The 18,754-nt window shown below is 69.1% G+C and carries 12 protein-coding genes; 4 read left to right on the top strand and 8 right to left on the bottom strand.

From position 1 onward, the window contains the following. Positions 1-14 precede the first annotated feature (14 nt). The 5 genes from ACWGJP_RS03265 to ACWGJP_RS03245 all read right to left on the bottom strand — a co-directional run bounded on the left by ACWGJP_RS03265 (position 15) and on the right by ACWGJP_RS03245 (position 4,443). Positions 15-371: an L-rhamnose mutarotase gene (locus ACWGJP_RS03265; protein ID WP_452328317.1), complete on the bottom strand. Its 357-nt coding sequence runs from the start codon at positions 369-371 to the stop codon at positions 15-17. 70 nt (positions 372-441) lie between these two features. After that, positions 442-1,224, bottom strand: coding sequence for a nucleotidyltransferase domain-containing protein (locus tag ACWGJP_RS03260; RefSeq protein ID WP_452328316.1), 783 nt, complete (start codon positions 1,222-1,224; stop codon positions 442-444). A 9-nt stretch (positions 1,225-1,233) separates the two neighbouring features. After that, a complete protein-coding gene (locus tag ACWGJP_RS03255; protein WP_452328315.1) occupies positions 1,234-2,145 on the bottom strand; it encodes a carbohydrate ABC transporter permease in 912 nt (303 codons plus the stop codon). Beyond that, on the bottom strand, positions 2,142-3,053 hold the full coding sequence (locus ACWGJP_RS03250) for a carbohydrate ABC transporter permease (RefSeq protein ID WP_452328314.1): 912 nt from the start codon (positions 3,051-3,053) through the stop codon (positions 2,142-2,144). The genes ACWGJP_RS03255 and ACWGJP_RS03250 overlap by 4 nt, the downstream gene beginning before the upstream one ends. Positions 3,054-3,126: 73 nt before the next feature. Beyond that, positions 3,127-4,443 (bottom strand): ABC transporter substrate-binding protein, encoded by a 1,317-nt coding sequence (locus tag ACWGJP_RS03245; RefSeq protein ID WP_452328313.1) that lies wholly within the window; start codon positions 4,441-4,443, stop codon positions 3,127-3,129. 183 nt (positions 4,444-4,626) lie between these two features. Here ACWGJP_RS03245 and ACWGJP_RS03240 point away from each other — a divergent pair, with 183 nt between their 5' ends. From ACWGJP_RS03240 to ACWGJP_RS03225, 4 genes are read left to right on the top strand one after another with little or no spacing between them, the layout of a single operon-like run. After that, the gene (locus ACWGJP_RS03240; RefSeq protein ID WP_452328312.1) at positions 4,627-7,275 is read left to right on the top strand and encodes a family 78 glycoside hydrolase catalytic domain; all 2,649 of its coding nucleotides are present in this window, start codon (positions 4,627-4,629) and stop codon (positions 7,273-7,275) included. Between the two features lie 38 nt (positions 7,276-7,313). Next, positions 7,314-10,088 carry a family 78 glycoside hydrolase catalytic domain gene (locus ACWGJP_RS03235; RefSeq protein WP_452328311.1) on the top strand — a complete coding sequence of 925 codons (2,775 nt, stop codon included), beginning with the start codon at positions 7,314-7,316 and terminating at the stop codon, positions 10,086-10,088. Between the two features lie 48 nt (positions 10,089-10,136). After that, entirely contained in the window at positions 10,137-11,156 is a 1,020-nt protein-coding gene (locus tag ACWGJP_RS03230; RefSeq protein WP_452328310.1) for a LacI family DNA-binding transcriptional regulator, read from the top strand. A gap of 42 nt (positions 11,157-11,198) precedes the next feature. Then, positions 11,199-14,198 (top strand): glycoside hydrolase family 2 TIM barrel-domain containing protein, encoded by a 3,000-nt coding sequence (locus ACWGJP_RS03225; RefSeq protein WP_452328309.1) that lies wholly within the window; start codon positions 11,199-11,201, stop codon positions 14,196-14,198. A 16-nt stretch (positions 14,199-14,214) separates the two neighbouring features. Here ACWGJP_RS03225 and ACWGJP_RS03220 read toward each other — a convergent pair whose 3' ends face one another. Genes ACWGJP_RS03220 through ACWGJP_RS03210 form a run of 3 tightly spaced genes read right to left on the bottom strand, consistent with a single transcriptional unit; the run spans position 14,215 to position 18,708 of the window. Next, entirely contained in the window at positions 14,215-15,450 is a 1,236-nt protein-coding gene (locus ACWGJP_RS03220; RefSeq protein ID WP_452328308.1) for a four-carbon acid sugar kinase family protein, read from the bottom strand. Beyond that, positions 15,443-16,705, bottom strand: a complete 1,263-nt coding sequence (locus ACWGJP_RS03215) for a RuBisCO large subunit C-terminal-like domain-containing protein (protein ID WP_452328307.1) — start codon at positions 16,703-16,705, stop codon at positions 15,443-15,445. The genes ACWGJP_RS03220 and ACWGJP_RS03215 overlap by 8 nt, the downstream gene beginning before the upstream one ends. Beyond that, positions 16,705-18,708: a glycoside hydrolase family 127 protein gene (locus tag ACWGJP_RS03210; protein ID WP_452328306.1), complete on the bottom strand. Its 2,004-nt coding sequence runs from the start codon at positions 18,706-18,708 to the stop codon at positions 16,705-16,707. Before ACWGJP_RS03210 ends, ACWGJP_RS03215 begins: the two co-directional genes overlap by 1 nt. Between the last annotated feature and the right edge of the window lie 46 nt (positions 18,709-18,754).

The raw sequence follows: 18,754 nt of genomic DNA, 5'->3' as shown, positions 1-18,754 counted from the left end.
CGAGCTCAGCGGGCTCAGCGACCGGTTTCGGATGCGGCGGAGAGCTGGTCCGCCAGGTTGAAGACTTCGGTGAGGGGGGTGGCCGCCTGATCGGGGCGGCCTTCGAGACCGACGAAGAAGCGGCCCATCTCGGCCTCCCAACGCCCCGCGACCTCGGAGGCGGCCAGGTACGCCTGCGCGGCGGCGTCGTCGTCGGTCTCGTAGTAGCCGATGAGCCTGCCGCCCTCGCCGAGGAACAGAGAGTAGTTGCGCCGACCGGACGCGGCGATCTCGGCCAGCATCTCCGGCCAGACGGGGGAGTGGCGCGCGAGGTACTCGTCCAGCAGCTCGGGGCGAACCTGCAGCTGGAAGCACACGCGTGTGGAGGTCATCGTCGACGGGCTCCTCGGTCGGGGTAATGAATCGTTTCAAGAATAGGTCCGTCCGCCGGATCCTGCAACCTCAGAAGTACTCGGCAGGGATCGTGCCGCGAAGCCACGCGAGCTCGTTGTCCCTGATGAACACGGACAGCGAATCCAGGTGCGACTGATCCCCGCTCAACCAGTCGTCCACGATCGCGATGAGGTCCTTCGAGGCGGCGACGCTCGGCGCATCCACGAGCCGGTCCCAGGCGGCGACGAAGCCCTCGGGGCTCGGCACCTCGCGGACGAGCGCGCGGATGTACTTCGGCCCCGGCATCAACCGGTGCGCGGATGCCAGAGCAGCGCGCGCCGCCGCGAGCGCGGTGTGCACCGCGGCGTGCTGCAGGAGGAACGCGTCGCCGTGCTCCTCCGCCTGCCGGAGGAAGTACCCGCCGTGCAGGTGCACCTGTGCGACGTGGGAGCGAACGCGCTCGGCCCAGACCTCCTCATCGAGGACGCTGATCCGCTGGACGAGCCCTTCGAGCTCATCGTCCCTGCTGAAGGCCACGCGTGCTCCCGCGAAGGATGCCCTCGTCGGGTCGTCCGCCCGCTCGACGGCCGCCCGCAGGTAGTCGATGTCGGCGAGCTTCACATCGATGTAGGAGCCCGGGTAGTCGAGGTCTCGTCGATCGATCCACGCCCAGCGGTCTTCCGCGGTCGAGCGGGCGAAGGCATCCGGCGTCACGATCAGGTAGACGTCGACGTCGGAGTCCTCGCGTTCGACGCCGCGGGCCAGTGACCCGATCAGCACGACGCCGACCGTGTCGTCCGACGCCGCCACCTGATCGACGTAGGCCGCCAGCGCGCGTTCCTGGTGTTCCATGCCGCTCGCTCAGCCCTTGACGGCGCCGCTGGTCATACCGGCGACGATCTGCCTGTTGAAGAAGATGTACATCACCAGCGGCGGGATCGTGATGAGCAGGATGTTCATGAACAGCAGGTTCCACTGGCTGAGGCTCTGGCTCTGGAAGTTGTACAGCGTCAGCTGGACGGTCGCGTTGGCGTCACCGGGCAGGAAGTACAGCGGGCCGGTGAAGTCGTTGAACACCGACACCGACTGCACGACGATCACGGTCACCGCTGTCGGCTTCAGCAGCGGCATCACGACGGTGAAAAACAGCCGGAGAGGGCCCGCGCCGTCGATGACCGCCGCTTCGTCGAGCTCGCGCGGGATCGTGGAGATGAACGCGCGGAACAGCAGGATGCAGAAGCTCAGCCCGAACGTCGCCTCGATGAGGATCATGCCGGGCATGGTCTTGAACAGCCCGATGCCCTGCAGCACCCAGATCGTCGGAACGACGGCAGGCGGCACGATGAGACCGGCGAGCACGAAGATGTTGATGACGTGGTTCCAGCGGGACTTGCGGCGCTGGAGGATGTAGCCGACCATCGCCGAGAAGACGACCATGATCGCCACGCTGACCACGGTCAGGATCGTGGAGTTGATGAACGCCGTCACCAGCATCCAGTCCCGGGTCTGCAGCACCTCGACGACGTTCTCCCAGAGGTACCAGCCCTGCGCCGGCAGGGAGAACTCGAACAGCGCCGCCTCCTGCGGGTTCTTCACCGCGGTGAGGAAGATGAACGCGAACGGGACGATGAACACGACGATCGAGATGAGGATCGCGACGATGCCGACCACGTAACGCGTCAGGAACAGGCGCGGGGTGATCCGGCGGCGGTCCTCGCGGGCGATCTTGGCCTTCGAGGATCCGGCGGTGGTGATCGTGCGGGTGAGGGTCATGACTCCACCTGCCTCTTGTTCAGGACGTACTGGATGGGGACGATGATGGCGGTCACGACGAGGAAGAGCACGACGTTGCCCGCGGTGGAGAGGCCGTAGAACCCGGCCTGGTACTGCTTGTAGATGACCGAGGCGATCACATCGCTGGTGAAGCCGGGGCCGCCCTTGGTCATGGCCCAGATGAGCTCGAACGACCGCAGGCCTCCGATGAGGGAGAGCAGGATGACGGTCGCGGTGGCCGGCTGCACGAGCGGCAGGGTGATGCTCTTGAACCGCTGCCATGCACTCGCGCCGTCGACCTTGGCGGCTTCGAAGAACTCCTGAGGGATGGCGACGAGACCGGCGATGAAGATCAGCGTCGCGATGCCGACGCCCTTCCAGACGTCCACGAGCGCGACCGACAGCAGGGCGAGTGCAGGGTCCGTCAGCCATCCTGGCCCCTGGATGCCGACGGCGGCGAGGGTCTGGTTGATGAGCCCGTCGAAGGGGTCCATCAGCACCTTGAAGGTGATGCCGATGCCGACCGTGGAGACCAGCACGGGGAAGAAGATCGTCGAGCGCAGGTAGCCGCGACCGAGGATGGATCCGGTCAGCAGCAGAGCGAGACCGAGACCGAAGACGACCTTGAGGCCAGAGGTGATGAAACCGTAGATGAAGGTGTTGACGAAGCCCTGCACGAGCATGGGCTCCGTGAAGAACTGGACGTAGTTGTCGAAGCCGATGAACTCGATGTCGAACAGCGACCAGCGGGTCAGGCTGAAGTAGAACGAGGCGAACGTCGGAACGGCGAACAGGACGATGTAGAGCACGGCCGACGGGATGTAGAACCACGTCGGGTAGGAGCTCTTGATCCCTTTCCTCCCCCGCGGGGAGGTCTTGGCGGCGGGTGGCGTCGCGAGTGCGGTCATGGTCTCTCCGTTGAGTGGGTGGATGGCGGGGTGCGGGCGCGGCGCGCCCGCACCCCGGGTGATCAGCGGCCGATCACCATCCGTCGAGGCCCAGCTGCTGGGCCTGCTTCTTCACATCCTCGTCGTAGAGCGCCGCGCCCTCGTCTGCCGGTCGGATGCCGCTGCCGACCTCGACCGTGATGTTCTCGAGGTTCGGTCCCTTGATGGGGGAGAGGAACTCCAGGGCCGGGTTGGTGTTGCCCTCGTCGAAGTACACCTGCATGTCCTTCAGGAGACCGGGCACGTCGTCGGCCAGCGTGCAGCTGCTGATCGCGTACGGTCCGGACGGCACCATGGCGGTGTTCTGCACCTCGCAGCCGGCGTCGGAGTTGATGAAGGCCACGAAGGTCTTGGCCGCCTCGAGCTTGTCGCCCTCGGTGGTCTTCGGGATGTAGACCGCGTTGGGCAGCCAGACGGTCAGCTTGGTGTCCTCGGCGTTCTGGGCGGGCAGCGGGAAGACCCCGATGTTCTCCAGCTCGTCGGGGAAGTTCTGCTGGAAGGTCGAGACGATGCCGGTGAGGATCGGGTAGTGCGCTCCCTCTCCGGTGGCGACCATGCGGGCGCCGTCGTCGTACAGCGCCGAGGCGAAGTCCTCGTTCCACCAGCCGGCGTCGAAGCCCGCCTGCTGGTTGGTGAAGCCCTGCAGCGCCGGCTCGTCGACGTACTTGCGCTCGCCGGCGGTGTAGCCGGTCGCCCAGTCTGCATCCTGGGCGAGGACGTTTCCGAAGTCGCCGAGCACGAACAGCTGGCTGGTCCAGGTGTCGCCGTAGGTCTGGATGACGGGCGCGATGCCGGCGGCCTTGATGGTCTCGTTGTTCGCCGCGAACTCGTCCCAGCTCGTCGGGACCTCGAGGCCGAGGTCGGCGTAGACCTTCTTGTTGTAGACGACCGCGCCGGCCTGCGTAGCTCCGAACGGTGCGCCGTAGACGCCGTTGTCGGTGGAGACGACCGCGCTCATCGAGTCCTGCATGTCGCCGACCCATGCCTCGTCGGTGAGCGGGGCGAGGTTCTGGTCGGGGTTGAGCGCCTGGAAGAGCGAGCCGGAGTTGTACCAGAACACATCCGACATCTCGCCGGTGGCGAGCTTGGTCTTCATGAGGTTGTCGCCCTCGGTGCCGGCCGGCTGCGACTCGAGCTTGACGGTGATGTCGGGGTTCTCGTCCTCGAACGCGGCGATCATCGCCTCTGCCGATTCCACGTTCGTGCCCGAGTTCGGGACGAGGAACGTGATCTCGACGCTGCCGTCCGACTCGCCGCCTCCTCCGCCGGTGCTGCAGGCGGCGAGGGGGAGCGCGAGGGCCGTCACGCCGGCGGCGGCGAGAAGGACCCTGCGGGTGCGGGTGCTGTTCATACCTTTACCTCCATGTAAAAGCTGACTCTCGGTTGCGTTCTCGACATCGAGAGCGCAATGATGGTGAATGGAAGCGTTGAAACCATTCAACTCTCCGTAAGGTACGACGATCCGGGACGAGAGTCAACGGTCGTTTCCGAATTGAGTCGTGGCACGACGATGCGCCACCGGAAGGACGAAGCCATGGCGGCAGCCCCTGATCTCACGCGCTCCGACGCGGGCACCCGCATCACAGGACTGCGCTCCCAGCATGGCGAAGGGCTCCTCGGTGTCCCTGGTCGTGGTCTACGCCTGACCTGGCGTGCCGAGAGCGCAGGGCGCGGCACGCAGCTCGCCTACCAGCTCGCGTCGGCCCCCGTCGGCGAGGAGCTCGTGGCAGGGCCCGTGATCGCCTCCGCCGATGCGCTCGCCGTGCCGGCGGGGGACCTCGCGCCCGGTGAGCGACGCGCCTTCGCCGTGCGCATCGCGACCGATGACGGATGGTCGCCGTTCAGCGAGCCCCTCGTCGTGGAAGCGGGCATCGAGGGGGCCGCCCTGCAGGCGGCCGTGATCGGAATCCCCAGCGAGGTCGAGGGCCCCGCAGTGCTCCTGCGCCGCGTCTTCACCGTGCAGGGGTCGACGGAGAACGCGCGCCTCCGGCTGAGCGCGCTCGGTCTCGTGAACGCCTGGATCAACGGGGTGCCTGCCACGGATGCGCACCTGACACCAGGGTGGACCTCGTATCAGGAGCGCGTGCTGCTCGACACCCTCGACGTCACCCCGCTTCTGCGTGAGGGCGAGAACGTCATCGTGCTCGAGGTGGGCGACGGCTGGTACCGCGGCAGGATGGGATTCGCGAACCGCACGGAGATCTACGGCGATCGCTCCGGCGCGGTCGCGCAGATCGACTCGGACGCCGGCCTCCTCGTCGCCACGGATGAGACCTGGCGGGGCGGCTTCGGCGCGGTCCGCGGCGCGAGCATCTACGACGGCACCACCGTCGACCTGCGCGAGGCGCCGATCGGCGTGCATGAGGCGGACTTCGACGATGCGGCGTGGGCGCAGGCATCCGTCATCGCCGAGGACACGGCCCGGTTCGAGCCTCGCTCGGCGCCGCCGATCCGTGTGGTCGCCGAGCTCGCCATGACCCGCACGGACCGCGACGGCGCTGTGCAGTTCGACGCCGGACAGAACATCTCCGGCTGGGTGCGCCTGGTCGTCAACGGTGCAGCAGGGGACGAGATCGTCATCCGGCATGCGGAGATCCTCGAGCCGTCTGGAGACCTGCACACCGCCGCCCTGCGCACGGCGTCGGCCACCGACCGGTACATCCTCGACCGCGACGGCGAGCACGTGCTCGAACCCCGTTTCACCTTCCATGGTTTCCAGCACGCCGAGGTCACCGGCGCCGCCGAGGTCGTCTCGGCGACGGCCGTCGCCATCTCCAGCGATCTGCCCGCCCGGTCGAGCTTCCGCTCGGCATCCGCGGCACTCGACCGCTTCCACTCGAACGTGTTCTGGTCGCAGCGCGACAACTTCGTCTCGGTTCCTACCGACTGCCCGCAGCGGGACGAGCGGCTCGGCTGGACGGGTGACGCACAGGCGTTCGCCGCGACGGCGAGCACGCTGATGGATGCCGAGGCCTTCTGGCGCACGTGGCTGCGCGACCTCGAGGTCGACCAGACCGACGAGGGCGGCGTGGCCTCGGTCGTGCCGGACATCATCCGCTTCGAGGACATGCGCATGGGCGAGGGGCCCGTGAACAACATGGGCCGCGCGGGCTGGGCGGATGCCGCCACGATCGTGCCATGGGCCGTCTACGAGTCCACCGGCAGCGACGAGGTGCTGCGGCAGCAGCTGCGCAGCATGCGCCGATGGGTCGAGCACCTCCGTCGCCGGGCCGGGGACGACGTGGTCCTGCCCACCGAGCCCTTCCAGTACGGCGACTGGCTCGACCCTGACGCGCCGGGGGCACGGCCCTGGGAGGCGAAGGTGTCCAGCGACTACGTCGCGAACGCCTTCTACGTGCACTCCGCGCGCCTGCTCGCGCGTGCAGAGCGGCTCGTCGGGGACGCGGCGAGGGCCGAGGAGTACGCGGCGCTCGCCGATCGGGTCGCCGCGGAGACCTGGCGGCGCTGGGGTGCGGAGGCCGTCGGCACTCAGACCGGCGCCGCACTGGCGCTGGAGTTCGGGATCGCCCCCGATGCCGAGCGCGCCGCGATCGCCGATGGGCTCGCAGCGAACGTCCGCGCGGAGAACGGCCGCATCTCGACGGGCTTCCTCGGCACGCCCCTCGTGCTCTTCGCGCTCTCGAACAACGGCCACCTCGACGAGGCCTACCTCATGCTGCTGCGCCGCGAGGCGCCGAGCTGGCTCTACCAGGTCGACCGCGGGGCCACCACGGTCTGGGAGCGCTGGGATGCGATCCGCCCGGACGGGGCCATCCACTCCGGCGACATGGATGCCGGATCCAGCGAGGAGGGCGGCAGCATGCTGTCGTTCAACCACTACGCCTACGGCGCGATGATCGACTGGGTGTACCGCACCGTCGCGGGGATCGCCCCCGCGGAGCCCGGATATCGGCGGGTGCGCATCGCGCCGCGCCCCGCCGTCGGGCTGGAGCACGCCGCGGCATCCATCGACACCGGCTTCGGGCCGGTCTCGATCGACTGGCGCCTGGACGGCGATGAGCTCCGCGCCACGGTCGAGCTCCCCTTCGGGACAACGGCCGTGCTCGATCTGCCCACCACGGCGGACTCGGAGATCGCGATCGACGGCGGTGCCGCATCACGCGTGCTGGCGCCGGGAACGCACGAGATCACGGTGACGGCACCCGCCGTCGCCGGACGTTGAGATGAACCACGCACTGAGGAACTGAGAAAGGCACAGCGATGACCCTGACAGTCGCGCGCGTCGACGTGGACGCGCCGTACGGCAGCGAGGCGACCCCCACTCCCACCCCGGCGATCGGGTGGGCGACGGAGACGGACACCGGGGGGTGGACGCAGGCATCCGCTGACCTGGAACTGGAGGCCGGGGACGGGGTGCAGACGCACACCGTCGAGGGGCGGGAGGCTGTGCGCATCGCCTGGCCCTTCCATCCGTTGCGGCCGCGCGAGGAGGCGCGGCTGCGGGTGAGGGTGACGGGCGCCGACGGCATCCGATCGGAGTGGAGCGAACCCCAGCGGATCGTCGCCGGCTTCCTCGCCGACGGCGAGTGGGAGGCGCAGACGATCGCGGTCGCCGCCCCTGCAGGGCATGCGGAGCCCGCCGTGCTGCGGCGGATCTTCACCGCGACGGGGGAGGTGCGCAGGGCGACTCTGTACGCCACCGCCGTCGGCGTGTACCAGGCGGCCGTCAACGGGACGGATGTCGACGACCAGGTGCTCAAGCCCGGCTGGACGCCGTTCCACACCCGCACCGTGCACGAGACGACCGATGTCACGGCCCTGCTGACGGAGGGGGAGAACACGCTCGCCGTGCGGATCGCCGGCGCGTGGGCGACCGAGCGGTACGGCTTCCGCGAGAACGCGCAGGCGGTCTACGGCGAGCAGCCGCGCTTCGCCGCCCAGCTGCTCGTGGAATACGCGGATGGGCGCTCCGAGACGATTCGCACGGATGACTCCTGGGAGAGCGCGCCGGGGCCGATCACGGCGAGCGGCCTGTACGCGGGCGAGGATCACGATGCGCGCGTCGAGCCCCGCGCGTGGGTTCCCGTCGCGGTCGTCGAGGACATCCCCGTTCCGGGGGCCAGGGTGTCGCCGTTCGTCCGGCGCATCGAGGAGATCGCGGTGGTCGAGGTCATCACGACCCCGTCCGGCAAGACCGTCCTCGACTTCGGCCAGAACCTCGTGGGGCGGCTGCGGATCAGGGTGTCCGGCGACGCCGGCGAGGTGGTGACCCTTCGCCACGCCGAGGTGCTCGAGCACGGCGAGCTCGGAACGCGTCCGCTGAGGGCGGCGGCGGCCACCGATCGCTACACGCTCGCGGGCACGGGGGTGGAGGAGTGGGAGCCGGAGTTCACCTTCCACGGCTTCCGCTATGCGGAGGTCGACGGCTGGCCGGGCGCCTTCGATCCCGTCGACGTCACCGCCGTCGTCATCCACAGCGACATGGAGCGCACCGGCTGGTTCGACACCTCGCACGAGCTCGTGCGCAAGCTCCACGACAACGTCGTGTGGGGTCTGCGTGGCAATTTCCTCTCCGTGCCCACCGACTGCCCCCAGCGCGATGAGCGCCTCGGGTGGACGGGGGACATCCAGGTGTTCGCGCCGACGGCGAGCTTCCTCTACGACGTGCGCGGGTTCCTGGACTCCTGGCTGCGCGACCTCGCCATCGACCAGGTCGACGGGGTGGTCCCCTTCGTCGTGCCGAACGTGCTGGGCGCCGCGCGTCCTGCCGCGGCATGGGGGGATGCGGCGGCCGTGGTCCCGTGGGTGCTGCACGAGCGGTTCGCCGATACCGAGACGCTGGATCGCCAGTACGACAGCATGAAGGGCTGGACGGACGCTGTCCTCGCCCTGTCCGGCGAGCGTCGGCTGTGGGAGGGGATGTTCCAGTTCGGCGACTGGCTCGACCCCGATGCTCCGCCGGAGCAGCCGGCCAAGGCGAAGACCTCGGCGGACATCGTCGCCTCGGCCTATGTGTTCCGCTCGGCGGATCTCACCGCGCGCTCGGCGGCGCTGCTGGGGAGGACGGCGGATGCCGAGGAGTACGCCCGCATCGCCGAGGAGGTGCGTCAGGCCTTCCTCGCCGAGTACGTGACGCCGGCGGGGCGGATGCTCTCGGATGCTCAGACGGCGTACTCGCTCGCGATCGTGTTCGGCATCGTGGAGCCGGAGCGCAGGCAGGCCCTCGGCGACCGGCTCGCCGAGCTCACGCGCCTCGGCGCCTACCGGATCGGCACAGGCTTCGTCGGCACGCCGATCATCCAGGATGCCCTGACGGCGACCGGGCACCTCGACACCGCGCGGCGTCTGCTCACCGCGACGGAGAACCCCTCCTGGCTGTACCCGGTGACGATGGGGGCGACGACGATCTGGGAGCGCTGGGACTCGATGCTCCCGGACGGCACGATCAATCCGGGCGAGATGACGTCGTTCAACCACTATGCGCTCGGCGCCATCGCCGACTGGCTGCACCGATCGCTGGCGGGGCTCGCGCCGGCCAGCCCGGGATACGCGCGGCTGGCGATCGAGCCGCATCCTCTGGAGGGGTTCGACTTCGCGGAGGCGGCCCACCGGACGCCATACGGCCAGGCGCGCGTGCGCTGGGACCGCGACGGCGACGAGGTCATCGTGGTGGCGACGGTTCCGCCGAACACGGAGGCCGACGTCGTGCTGCCGGATGGGACGCGGCACACGGTCGGCTCTGGCTCGCACCGCTGGATCTCGTCGGCTCCCGCACAGGTAGCAGCGCCGGGCGCTGTCGGGTTCTCATCGAGCCTGGCGGCGATCATCGACGACACCGAGGCGTACACCGCGATCCTCGATGTGCTCACGGAGCTCCGGCCTCAGGTCGTCGCGGATTTCAGGGACAGCACCGAGTGGAGTCCTCGGCTCACGCTCGGAGACCGGCTGCTGCGGCTGACGGGTCCCGAGGTGCGCGGCGCGATCGCCGAGCGGCTCGACGCGCTCTCCGTGCAGCGGACGGGGGCGGGGGCGTAGGGCCGCCATGCCGTACACTCGCGGACAGTGCGGGGCAGGAGGCAGCAGGTGGCAGTGAGCGTACGCGACGTCGCGGCGACCGCGGGGGTCTCCGTCGGCACCGTGTCCAATGTGCTGAACCGGCCTGACAAGGTGGCCGCGTCCACGGTCGAGCGCGTGCAGGCGGCGATCGAGCACCTGGGCTTCGTGCGCAACGACGCGGCCAGGCAGCTGAGGGCCGGCCGGAGCCGGAGCATCGGGCTCGTGGTGCTGGACGCCGGCAACCCGTTCTTCGCCGATGTCGCCCGCGGGGCGGAGGCCAGAGCCGACGAGGACCGGCTCTCCGTGCTGCTCGGCAACAGCGACGAGGACGCCTCGCGGGAGGACGGCTACCTCGATCTGTTCCGCGAGCAGCGGGTCAACGGCGTGCTCATCTCCCCGGCATCCGATGACGTGCCCAAGCTCCAGCGCATCGCGGATGCCGGGACGCCGGTGGTGCTCGTGGACCACGAGATCCCGGGGAGCGACTTCCTCTCGGTGTCCGTCGACGACGTCGAGGGCGGCTACCTCGCCGCGCGGCACCTGCTCGAGATCGGCAGGCGCCGGCTCGCGTTCGTGGCGGGGCCGCGGTCGATCGCGCAGGTCGCGAACCGTCTCGCCGGCGCTCTGCGCGCCGTCGCCGAGGTGGATGGAGCCGTGCTGGAGGTCATCGAGCAGCCGGCGCTCACGGTGCTGAACGGGCGGGACGCCGGCGAGCGGATCGTCGCCAGGGTCGACGGGGAGCGGCCGGATGCCGTGTTCGCGGCCAACGACCTCCTCGCCGTCGGGATCCTGCAGGCCTTCACGATGTTCAGCGACGTGCGCGTGCCGCAGGACATCGCGCTGATCGGCTACGACGACATCGACTTCGCATCGGCCACGGTCGTGCCGCTCTCGTCGATCCGCCAGCCCGCGCAGCTCATCGGCCACACCGCGGTGGAGCTGCTCCTCCGCTCGATCGACGAGCCGGAGGGCGACTTCGAGCGTCGGGTGCGCTTCCAGCCCGAACTCGTGGTGCGCGCGTCGACCGTGGGTGCCGTCGTGTCTTGATCCGGATAGAATGGACATGGATTCATAGACGAATGGATATTCATGCCTACGCCGGAAGTGCCCCTGTCCGATCGCTACTGGGAGAGCACAGAGCCGGGTGCCGGACGGCGTGCGCCGCGGGCGGATGCTCGCAGCGACGCCGCCGTCCTCAGCCTCAACGGCACCTGGCGGTTCCGGCTCACCCCGACGGCTGCGGGCACCGGAGAAGGATTCATCGACGCAGGCTTCGATGACGCCGCGTGGGATCGCATGCGGGTGCCGTCGCACTGGGTGCTCGAGGAGTTCACGCCGCTCGCCGGCGGCCCTTCGCGTCGGATGCTCGGCACAGCCGAGGGGCCGCTCTACACGAACACCGCCTACCCGATCCCGCTCGATGCACCGCGCGTCTCCGAGGCGAATCCCACCGGCGACTACCGCCTCGTCTTCGAGACGCCGGAGGGGTTCGAACGGGCCGTGCTCCGCTTCCAGGGTGTCGACTCCTGCGCGAAGGTGTGGTTGAACGGCGAGGAGCTCGGCTGGTCGATGGGCTCGCGCCTGCCATTCGAGTTCGACGTAGTGATCCGTCCTGGCCGCAACGTGCTGGCCGTGCGGGTGCACCGGTGGTCGGCAGGCACGTATCTCGAAGACCAGGACATGTGGTGGCTGCCCGGCATCTTCCGTGACGTCGAGCTGATCGCGCGTCCGGATGGCGCCATCGACGACCACTTCGTGCACGCCGACTACGATCACCGCACGGGCCTCGGAACACTCAGAGTGGACGCGACGACCGCTGCTGTGGTGGAGATCCCCGAGCTCGGCATCGTCATGCCGGCTGGTTCCACGGCCGAGGTGCCTGTCGAACCCTGGAGCGCGGAGAGCCCGCGCCTGTATCGAGGGACCCTTCGTTCTTCGGGTGAGATTGTCGAACTCGCCGTCGGGTTCCGGCGTGTCGAGATCGTCGACGGGGTGTTCACGGTCAACGGCCGGTCTGTCACCTTCCGCGGGATGAACCGCCATGAGCATGACCCGCGCCGTGGTCGCGCCCTCGACGCCGAGACCATGCGCCAGGACATCGTGATGATGAAGCGCGCCAACATCGATGCGGTGCGCACCAGCCACTATCCGCCGCATCCGGAGTTCCTGCGTCTGTGCGATGAACTGGGCATGTGGGTCGTGCTGGAGAACGATCTCGAGACGCACGGCTTCATCTACGAGGGGTGGGAGCACAATCCGCCCGCGCTGCCGGAGTGGCGCGACGCGATCATGGACCGTCTGCACCGCTCGGTGGAGCGCGACAAGAACCACCCGAGCATCGTGATCTGGTCGCTCGCGAACGAGAGTATGACGGGGGACGCCTTCGGGGAGATGCGCCGCTGGTTGGACGATCGCGACCCCTCGCGTCCGGTGCTCTACGAGCGCGATCCCAGCTACCAGGACTCCGACTTCTACTCGGTGATGTACCCCTCGCTCGAGCTCCTCGAGCTGATCGGCAGGCGCGAGGAGCCGCGCGCCGGGAAGCTGAGCATGCACGGCCTGGTGTTCGACGGATCGGCGGATGCCGACACGGCTCCGGATCCTGTCGACGAGCGCCGCCGCGGCCTGCCGTTCCTGCTCGTGGAATACGCGCACGCGATGGGCAACGGCCCCGGATCGCTCTCGGACTACTGGCGCATCATGCGCGATCACGATCGCATCTGCGGCGGCTTCGTCTGGGAGTGGATCGACCACGGCTTCCTGGCGGAGGACGCCGACGGCGTCCCGTACGTCCTGCATGGTCAGGACGTGGACTACGAGCCGAACGGCGGCCGTTACTCGCTGCACGGCGTCGTCTTCGCCGACCGCACGCCGACCCCCGCTCTCGCCGAGCTCGCCGCGGCGTACGCGCCGTTGCGTATCGAGGTCGGCGAGGATGCCGTGGCCATTCGCAATGATCGGCATTCGGCGTCGACAGCCGACCTGGCATTCTCGTGGAGCGTCGAGCAGGACGGTTCGGTCGTCGGTGAGGGGATGCTCGAGGTCCCTCTGATCGGCCCCGGGGACTCAGAGGTCGTATCCCTGCAGGCTTCCGATATGCAGGGCGAACGCGTTGTGACGGTGCAGGCCCGTCTGGCTGAGACCACGGCATGGGCGCAGGCGGGGCACGTCGTGGCCTGGGGACAGGCGGAGCTCGATCGCGGGCCGACTCCCGATCCTCTCCCGGCTCCGGGTGCCGGCTCGGCGGTCACGGCCGCCGAGGTGCGTCTCGGGACCGCCGTGTTCGATGGCGCGAACGGGCGGCTGCGGTCGCTGGGCGGCGTCGACATCGACGGGCCGTGGCTGGATCTTCATCGAGCCCCGACGGAGAACGACCGTGGACAGGGCGAGAACAACAACATCGCGAAGGTATGGCAGCAGACGGGCATGAACCGTCTGGAGCACCGCACGGATGCGGTGAGGGCAGGCGATGGCTGGCTGGAGATCGCAGGTCGCACGGCACCGAGCACGCATCCGCACGGTGTGGCCTGGACGATGCTGTGGCAGCAAGACGGTGAGGGTCTCGAGCTGACGGTCACGGCAGAGTTCGTCGGCCCATGGGACGACACGCCGTACATGCACCGGGATATCTGGGTACCGCGACTCGGGCTGCTGTTCGGGCTTCCCCGGGAGTACGCGGATGTGGAGTGGCAGGGGCGAGGCCCGGGGGAGAGCTACGTCGACTCGTTCGATGCTGCGCCGCTCGGGCGCTACCGGCGCAGCATCGACGAGCTGCAGGTGCCCTATCCCGTGCCGCAGGAGAACGGAAATCACATCGACACCCGGATGCTGCGGCTCACCGGAGACGGCGTGCCGGCGCTCCGGGTGGACGGCAGGGACGTGTTCGATTTCACTGCGCGGCGATGGACCTCGCATGAGCTGGAACGGGCCGCGAGACCGCGCGAGCTGGTCGACTCGGGGCGGGTGTGGCTGAACCTCGACCACAGTCAGCTCGGGCTCGGCTCGGCATCGGTCGGACCGGCGACGCCGGAGCGGTATCGCGTCCCGCGCGAGCGGACGACGTGGCGGGTGCGCCTCGCTGTGGGGTGAGCGCCCGTCCCTCGTTTCAGGCTCCGAGCGTGCGGATGCTCTCGAAGAGGTCATCCGCACCGACCTGGCCGCCCTTGAGGAGGAGCTCGAGGCCGTCGATGCCTGCCGTCGGCGCGGATGCCCGCAGGACGACGACGTTGTCGAACGGGTTCGCGGCGATCGCCAGGCTCGTCACACCCAGCAGGCGTGTGACCCGACCCGAGGTGTCGCCGCCGGCCACGATGACGCGGCGAGTGAGATCCGCGGACGTGCGGATCGCCACGGCGGCAGCGTCGGCGATCCGCACCAGCGTGTCCGCGGCGGTCGGCGCCTCGTCCGAGGTCAGCGCGACGCTCTGCCCTGCGGACAGCGCCTCGCGCACTCGGACGACCTGCGTCGCGGCATCCGTGAACGACAGCGGCTCCACGAGCCAACCGGCGCTCGCCGCGTGCTCGATCTGACGACGGCTCTGCGCCGAACGGCTGCCGGAGACCGCGAGCACGGGGCCCTGCGCGGGCGTCGCCAGGGGGATGTCGGCCGCGGCGCCCGGTGACGCGGCGCCGATGCCCCAGCTGAGGCCGCCGGATCCGATCGCCAACGCGGGTACTGGCTGCGCGAGCACGGCGCCGCCGACCGTCTCGAGATCGGCGTTGTCGAGGGCATCCAGCACCACGGCGGCATCCGTCGACGCCGCAAGGCGGGAGGCGAGATCGCCGTACGCGGTGCGCGCGATCCCGCCGATCGGCAGCTCCGTCTGAGCGGAGAAGTGGCGCGCGAGTTCGGCCTCGTGCATGGGAGTGGACGGATGGGTCGACATCGTGGGCTGCCGGTCGAGTCGGTGCACGACTCCGTCCTCGGCGGCGAAGTGCGTGCCGAAGACGGTGTACCTTCCGAAGTCCGGCTGGGCGAACAGCATCGGCGTCGGCCGGTCGGAGACAACCTCGTGGCCGATCTCGATCACGCGGCCGATGCTGCCGATCTCGGGTGAGGAGTCCGCTGTCGAGCACGCCTTGTACTGCACGACGTGCGGTTCGAGCGCGAGGAGCGCTTCGAGCACGGGTCGCACCTCGGCATCCATCAGATCGGTCGGCAGGGACCGTGCGATGCCGGCGATTCCGACGACGTCGTTCTCGGACGCCGCAGCGCGCAGCTCCGCCGGTGAGGGGAGACCGACGAACAGCCGGCCGGACCAGCCGTGCCTGGCGAACTGGAGCAGGACATCGACGCTGCCCGTGAAGTCGTCGCCGTAGTATCCGACCCGCAGCTCAGACACGTGCAGGCCCGAAAACCTCGGCTGCCCGCCGCAGCGGGTCGGATTCCGCCAGTGCCTGCTCGACGCTCTCACCACGCTCGGCCGACGCCCACGCCGATCTCATGCTCGCCACCCCAGCGGCGGCTCCGTCCGGATGCCCGTGGATGCCGCCACCGGCGAGGACGAGCACATCGGTCGTCCGCACCGCGTCGTACGTCGCGTGCGCCAGGCCGGCCCACTGTCCGCTGGAGAGGACGGGGACCGTCGGCGTGATGCCGAGCAAGGGCTCGCGGACGGCGGCGATCGAGTCGAGCACCTCAGCGTCCGACTCGTAGAACTTGTTGCTGATCCCGTTGGTGTGCAGGTGGTCTGCGCCGCTCAGACGCGCGATCTTCTGCCATGCCCGGTACCCTATCCCGACCTGCTCGGAGCGCATGATCGCGCCGAGCATGGTGCGGTGTCCGTGGATGGGAACCTCCGCGTGCCGGTGCAGGAACTCCAGGCCGGCGAAGCCGATGAGGTTCACGCAGGCCATCACAGCCGTGCCTCCCGCAGCGACGACGAGGTCGTGGTTCGCCTCGAGCCGACCGATGTCGTCGGTGATGTTGAAGGCGTACATGGGCATCGTCCCGGTGCGGTCCGCATGCCTCTTGAGCACCGGCATCACGGCATCCACCCTGGCCTGCAGTGGAGCGGCCGGCCCATTGCCCTGCAGCTCGTCGTCCTTGATGAAATCGACTCCTGCGGCGGCCAGCTCGCCGACCAGTTCGCCGAGCTGCGCGGGGGACAGGCCGATGCTCGGCTTCACGATGGTGCCGATCATCGCGCCTGCGGGCCTGGACATCAGCCGGCGGGTGCCCTCCACGCCGAACTTCGGGCCGGGGTAGCGTTCGGCGAACGCCGCGGGCAGGTCGAGGTCGATGAGCTTGATCGCGGCCAGCTCCTTGATCTCGAAGAGATTGCCCGCGACCGCTGCCATGAGATTCGGCAGCGAGGGGCCGAAGTTGCTGAGCGGGAAGCGCAGCCGCAGCACCGCTCGTTGGCGAGACGCCGGGTCGCCGACGGCACCGGGAAGGGCGGATGCTCCGGTCAGCGGGATCTCGGTGAGGCTCTCGACCTGCGCCGCGAATCGGGCGCGCACTTCGTCGGATTCGCGCTCCACGCGGACGAAGGTTCCGGTGGACTGCTCGCCGGCCAGCACTTCAGCCGCCTGCTCCAGGGGGAGCGAGGTCTCGATGATGTACGTCGCGATGACGGATTCCGCAGAGGCCGCCATCACCACACCACCGGGAGCCAGACGGACATCTCGCTCTTGCCGCGGTTGCCCCAGGCGAAGTAAGGGATCAGTCGCACGGGCGCGGTGCGCAGTTCTGCATCGTCCAGGTCAGCGTAGAGGCTCTCCTCCGCGGTCTCGGGGATGAGCGCGAGCTCGGTCTCGAGCAGAGTGAGCTCGACACCGTCGATCTCGCCGCGGACGGTGGTGAAGGACGCGCCCCGGCGCAGCGCCGCCTGCTCGAGGACCGCATCCCCTGGCAGCTCCGTGCTCTCCAGTGCGTAGACGACAGGGCCGCGGCGGACCGCGACCTGGTTCGTGATCTCCTCGGCGAGCCGGTGTCCGCGGAGCACGCGCACGGGCAGCGGGAGCACGAGCTCGATCACGTCGCCGACCGCCCAGTCCCGCGCGATGCGCGTGTAGGTGCCGGGCTCGGATGCCTCGTGCGACTCACCGTTCACCGTGATCGTCGCGCCCTGCGACCAACCCGGGATGCGCAGGTGCACGGGGACCCCGCCGTCGGTCGCCGCAGTCACGGTGAACACGATGTGACCGTCCCAGGGGTAGTCGCTCTGCTCGCTCAGGCTCAGCGCTGCGCCATCGAGTGCGATCGCGCTGCCGCCGTACTGGTGGATGAACAGGCCCTTGGCGGACACGGACGCTGCACGCTCGTGGAAGCGTGCGAGGGTTCGCGCGATGTTCGGCGGGCAGCAGAAGCAGCTGAGGTAGCGCTCGCGGAACCGCTCGTCCGAAGGGGGAGGAGTCGGTACCGGATGCATCGCGGTATCGCCGGGGCGTCGCAGCGGATACGGCAGGTCCCGGACCTGACGGAGCGGGTTCGTGTAGAAGTACTCGGCGCCATCGAGGCTGATGCTCGCGAGCAGGCTGTTGTAGGCGATCTGCTCGATGACGTCCGCGTAGCGGGCGTCCCCGGTGAGTGCCAGCATCCGCTCGCTCCACAGGATCATGCCGATGTTCGCGCAGGATTCGTTGTGCGCCGTCGTGTTCGGCAGCTGGAAGGCGCGGCCGTACGCCTGGTGCACGCGGCTGATGTCCTCCTGCCACGGCGAGGCGTCCGGTGAGGCGCCGTCGTAGAGGGCTCCGCAGCCGCCGGTGATGTAGAGCTTCGTGTCGACGACGTCCTCCCAGACGCGCTCCAGCACGCGGAGGAGCTCCTCGTCGCCGTTCTCCGCGACGAGGTCGGCGAGACCCGCGTACAGGTAGTTCGCGCGGACGGCGTGCCCCGCCGCCACTGTCTGCTCTCGTACCGGAAGGCGGTCCTGATTGTCGTCGCCGCCTTCGAAGTCGTCTCGGACGCGCAGGAACGCCTCGGCGAGCTCCAGGTACTGCGGATCGGACGTCGCGCGGTACAGCTCGATCACCGCCATGTAGTGCGAGGGGCAGATGGCGCTGCGGGCGAGCTCCACCGGCTTGTTCGTCGCCAGGTCCTCGAGGAAGGAAGCTGCGCGCTTCGCCACGTCGAGGAGGGTTGTGCTGTCGGTGACCTCGAAGTGCCGCACGCCCATCGTGATGAGGTGGCCGAGGTTGTACGTCTCGAAGTGGAACCGGTCGGCGAGCGCGACGGCCTGTTCCGCGTGCATGGTCTGGATGAGCACCGGCGTGTGCAAGTAGCCGTCTTCGCGCTGCACGGAGGAGATCAGTTGTGCGAGCTGCTCGATCCGCTCGGCGAGCTCGGGATCCGGCGCCACCTCGAGCTGGGCGATCGCCGCCTCGAGCCACTTGTAGAAGTCGCCGTCCATGAAGGGCGGGCCCTCGTGTCCGCCGTCCTCGAGGCCTGCGGCGATGTGGAAGTTGCGCAGCCCTGGGCTGGTCTCTGCATCGCTGAGCGATCGCCAGATCGACGGCACGGTGGTGGTGAAGGTGCGCTCCTGCACGGAGCCCCAGAATCCGCCGGACCACCGGGCCTCGGCGGCGTCCAGCGGGCGAAGCGGTGCGTGCGGGGAGGAGGTCGACATTGAGCGGTCCCTGGTCTCGATGGTGGTCATTCGAATAGGCAGTATGTCACGTTTCAGAGCCAAAGTGAATATATTT

The sequence above is a fragment of the Microbacterium sp. NPDC055903 genome, from assembly GCF_053615555.1.
Note: the sequence above shows the minus strand (reverse complement) of the source record. Positions and strands in the feature narration are given on the sequence as shown.

What these genes read in the sequence shown, in the direction of transcription:
- ACWGJP_RS03265 (WP_452328317.1), bottom strand. Translation starts at nt 371, where the DNA reads ATGACCTCCACACGCGTGTGCTTCCAGCTGCAGGTTCGCCCCGAGCTG.
- ACWGJP_RS03260 (WP_452328316.1), bottom strand. Translation starts at nt 1,224, where the DNA reads ATGGAACACCAGGAACGCGCGCTGGCGGCCTACGTCGATCAGGTGGCG.
- ACWGJP_RS03255 (WP_452328315.1), bottom strand. Translation starts at nt 2,145, where the DNA reads ATGACCCTCACCCGCACGATCACCACCGCCGGATCCTCGAAGGCCAAG.
- ACWGJP_RS03250 (WP_452328314.1), bottom strand. Translation starts at nt 3,053, where the DNA reads ATGACCGCACTCGCGACGCCACCCGCCGCCAAGACCTCCCCGCGGGGG.
- ACWGJP_RS03245 (WP_452328313.1), bottom strand. Translation starts at nt 4,443, where the DNA reads ATGAACAGCACCCGCACCCGCAGGGTCCTTCTCGCCGCCGCCGGCGTG.
- ACWGJP_RS03240 (WP_452328312.1), top strand. Translation starts at nt 4,627, where the DNA reads ATGGCGGCAGCCCCTGATCTCACGCGCTCCGACGCGGGCACCCGCATC.
- ACWGJP_RS03235 (WP_452328311.1), top strand. Translation starts at nt 7,314, where the DNA reads ATGACCCTGACAGTCGCGCGCGTCGACGTGGACGCGCCGTACGGCAGC.
- ACWGJP_RS03225 (WP_452328309.1), top strand. Translation starts at nt 11,199, where the DNA reads ATGCCTACGCCGGAAGTGCCCCTGTCCGATCGCTACTGGGAGAGCACA.
- ACWGJP_RS03215 (WP_452328307.1), bottom strand. Translation starts at nt 16,705, where the DNA reads ATGGCGGCCTCTGCGGAATCCGTCATCGCGACGTACATCATCGAGACC.
- ACWGJP_RS03210 (WP_452328306.1), bottom strand. Translation starts at nt 18,708, where the DNA reads ATGACCACCATCGAGACCAGGGACCGCTCAATGTCGACCTCCTCCCCG.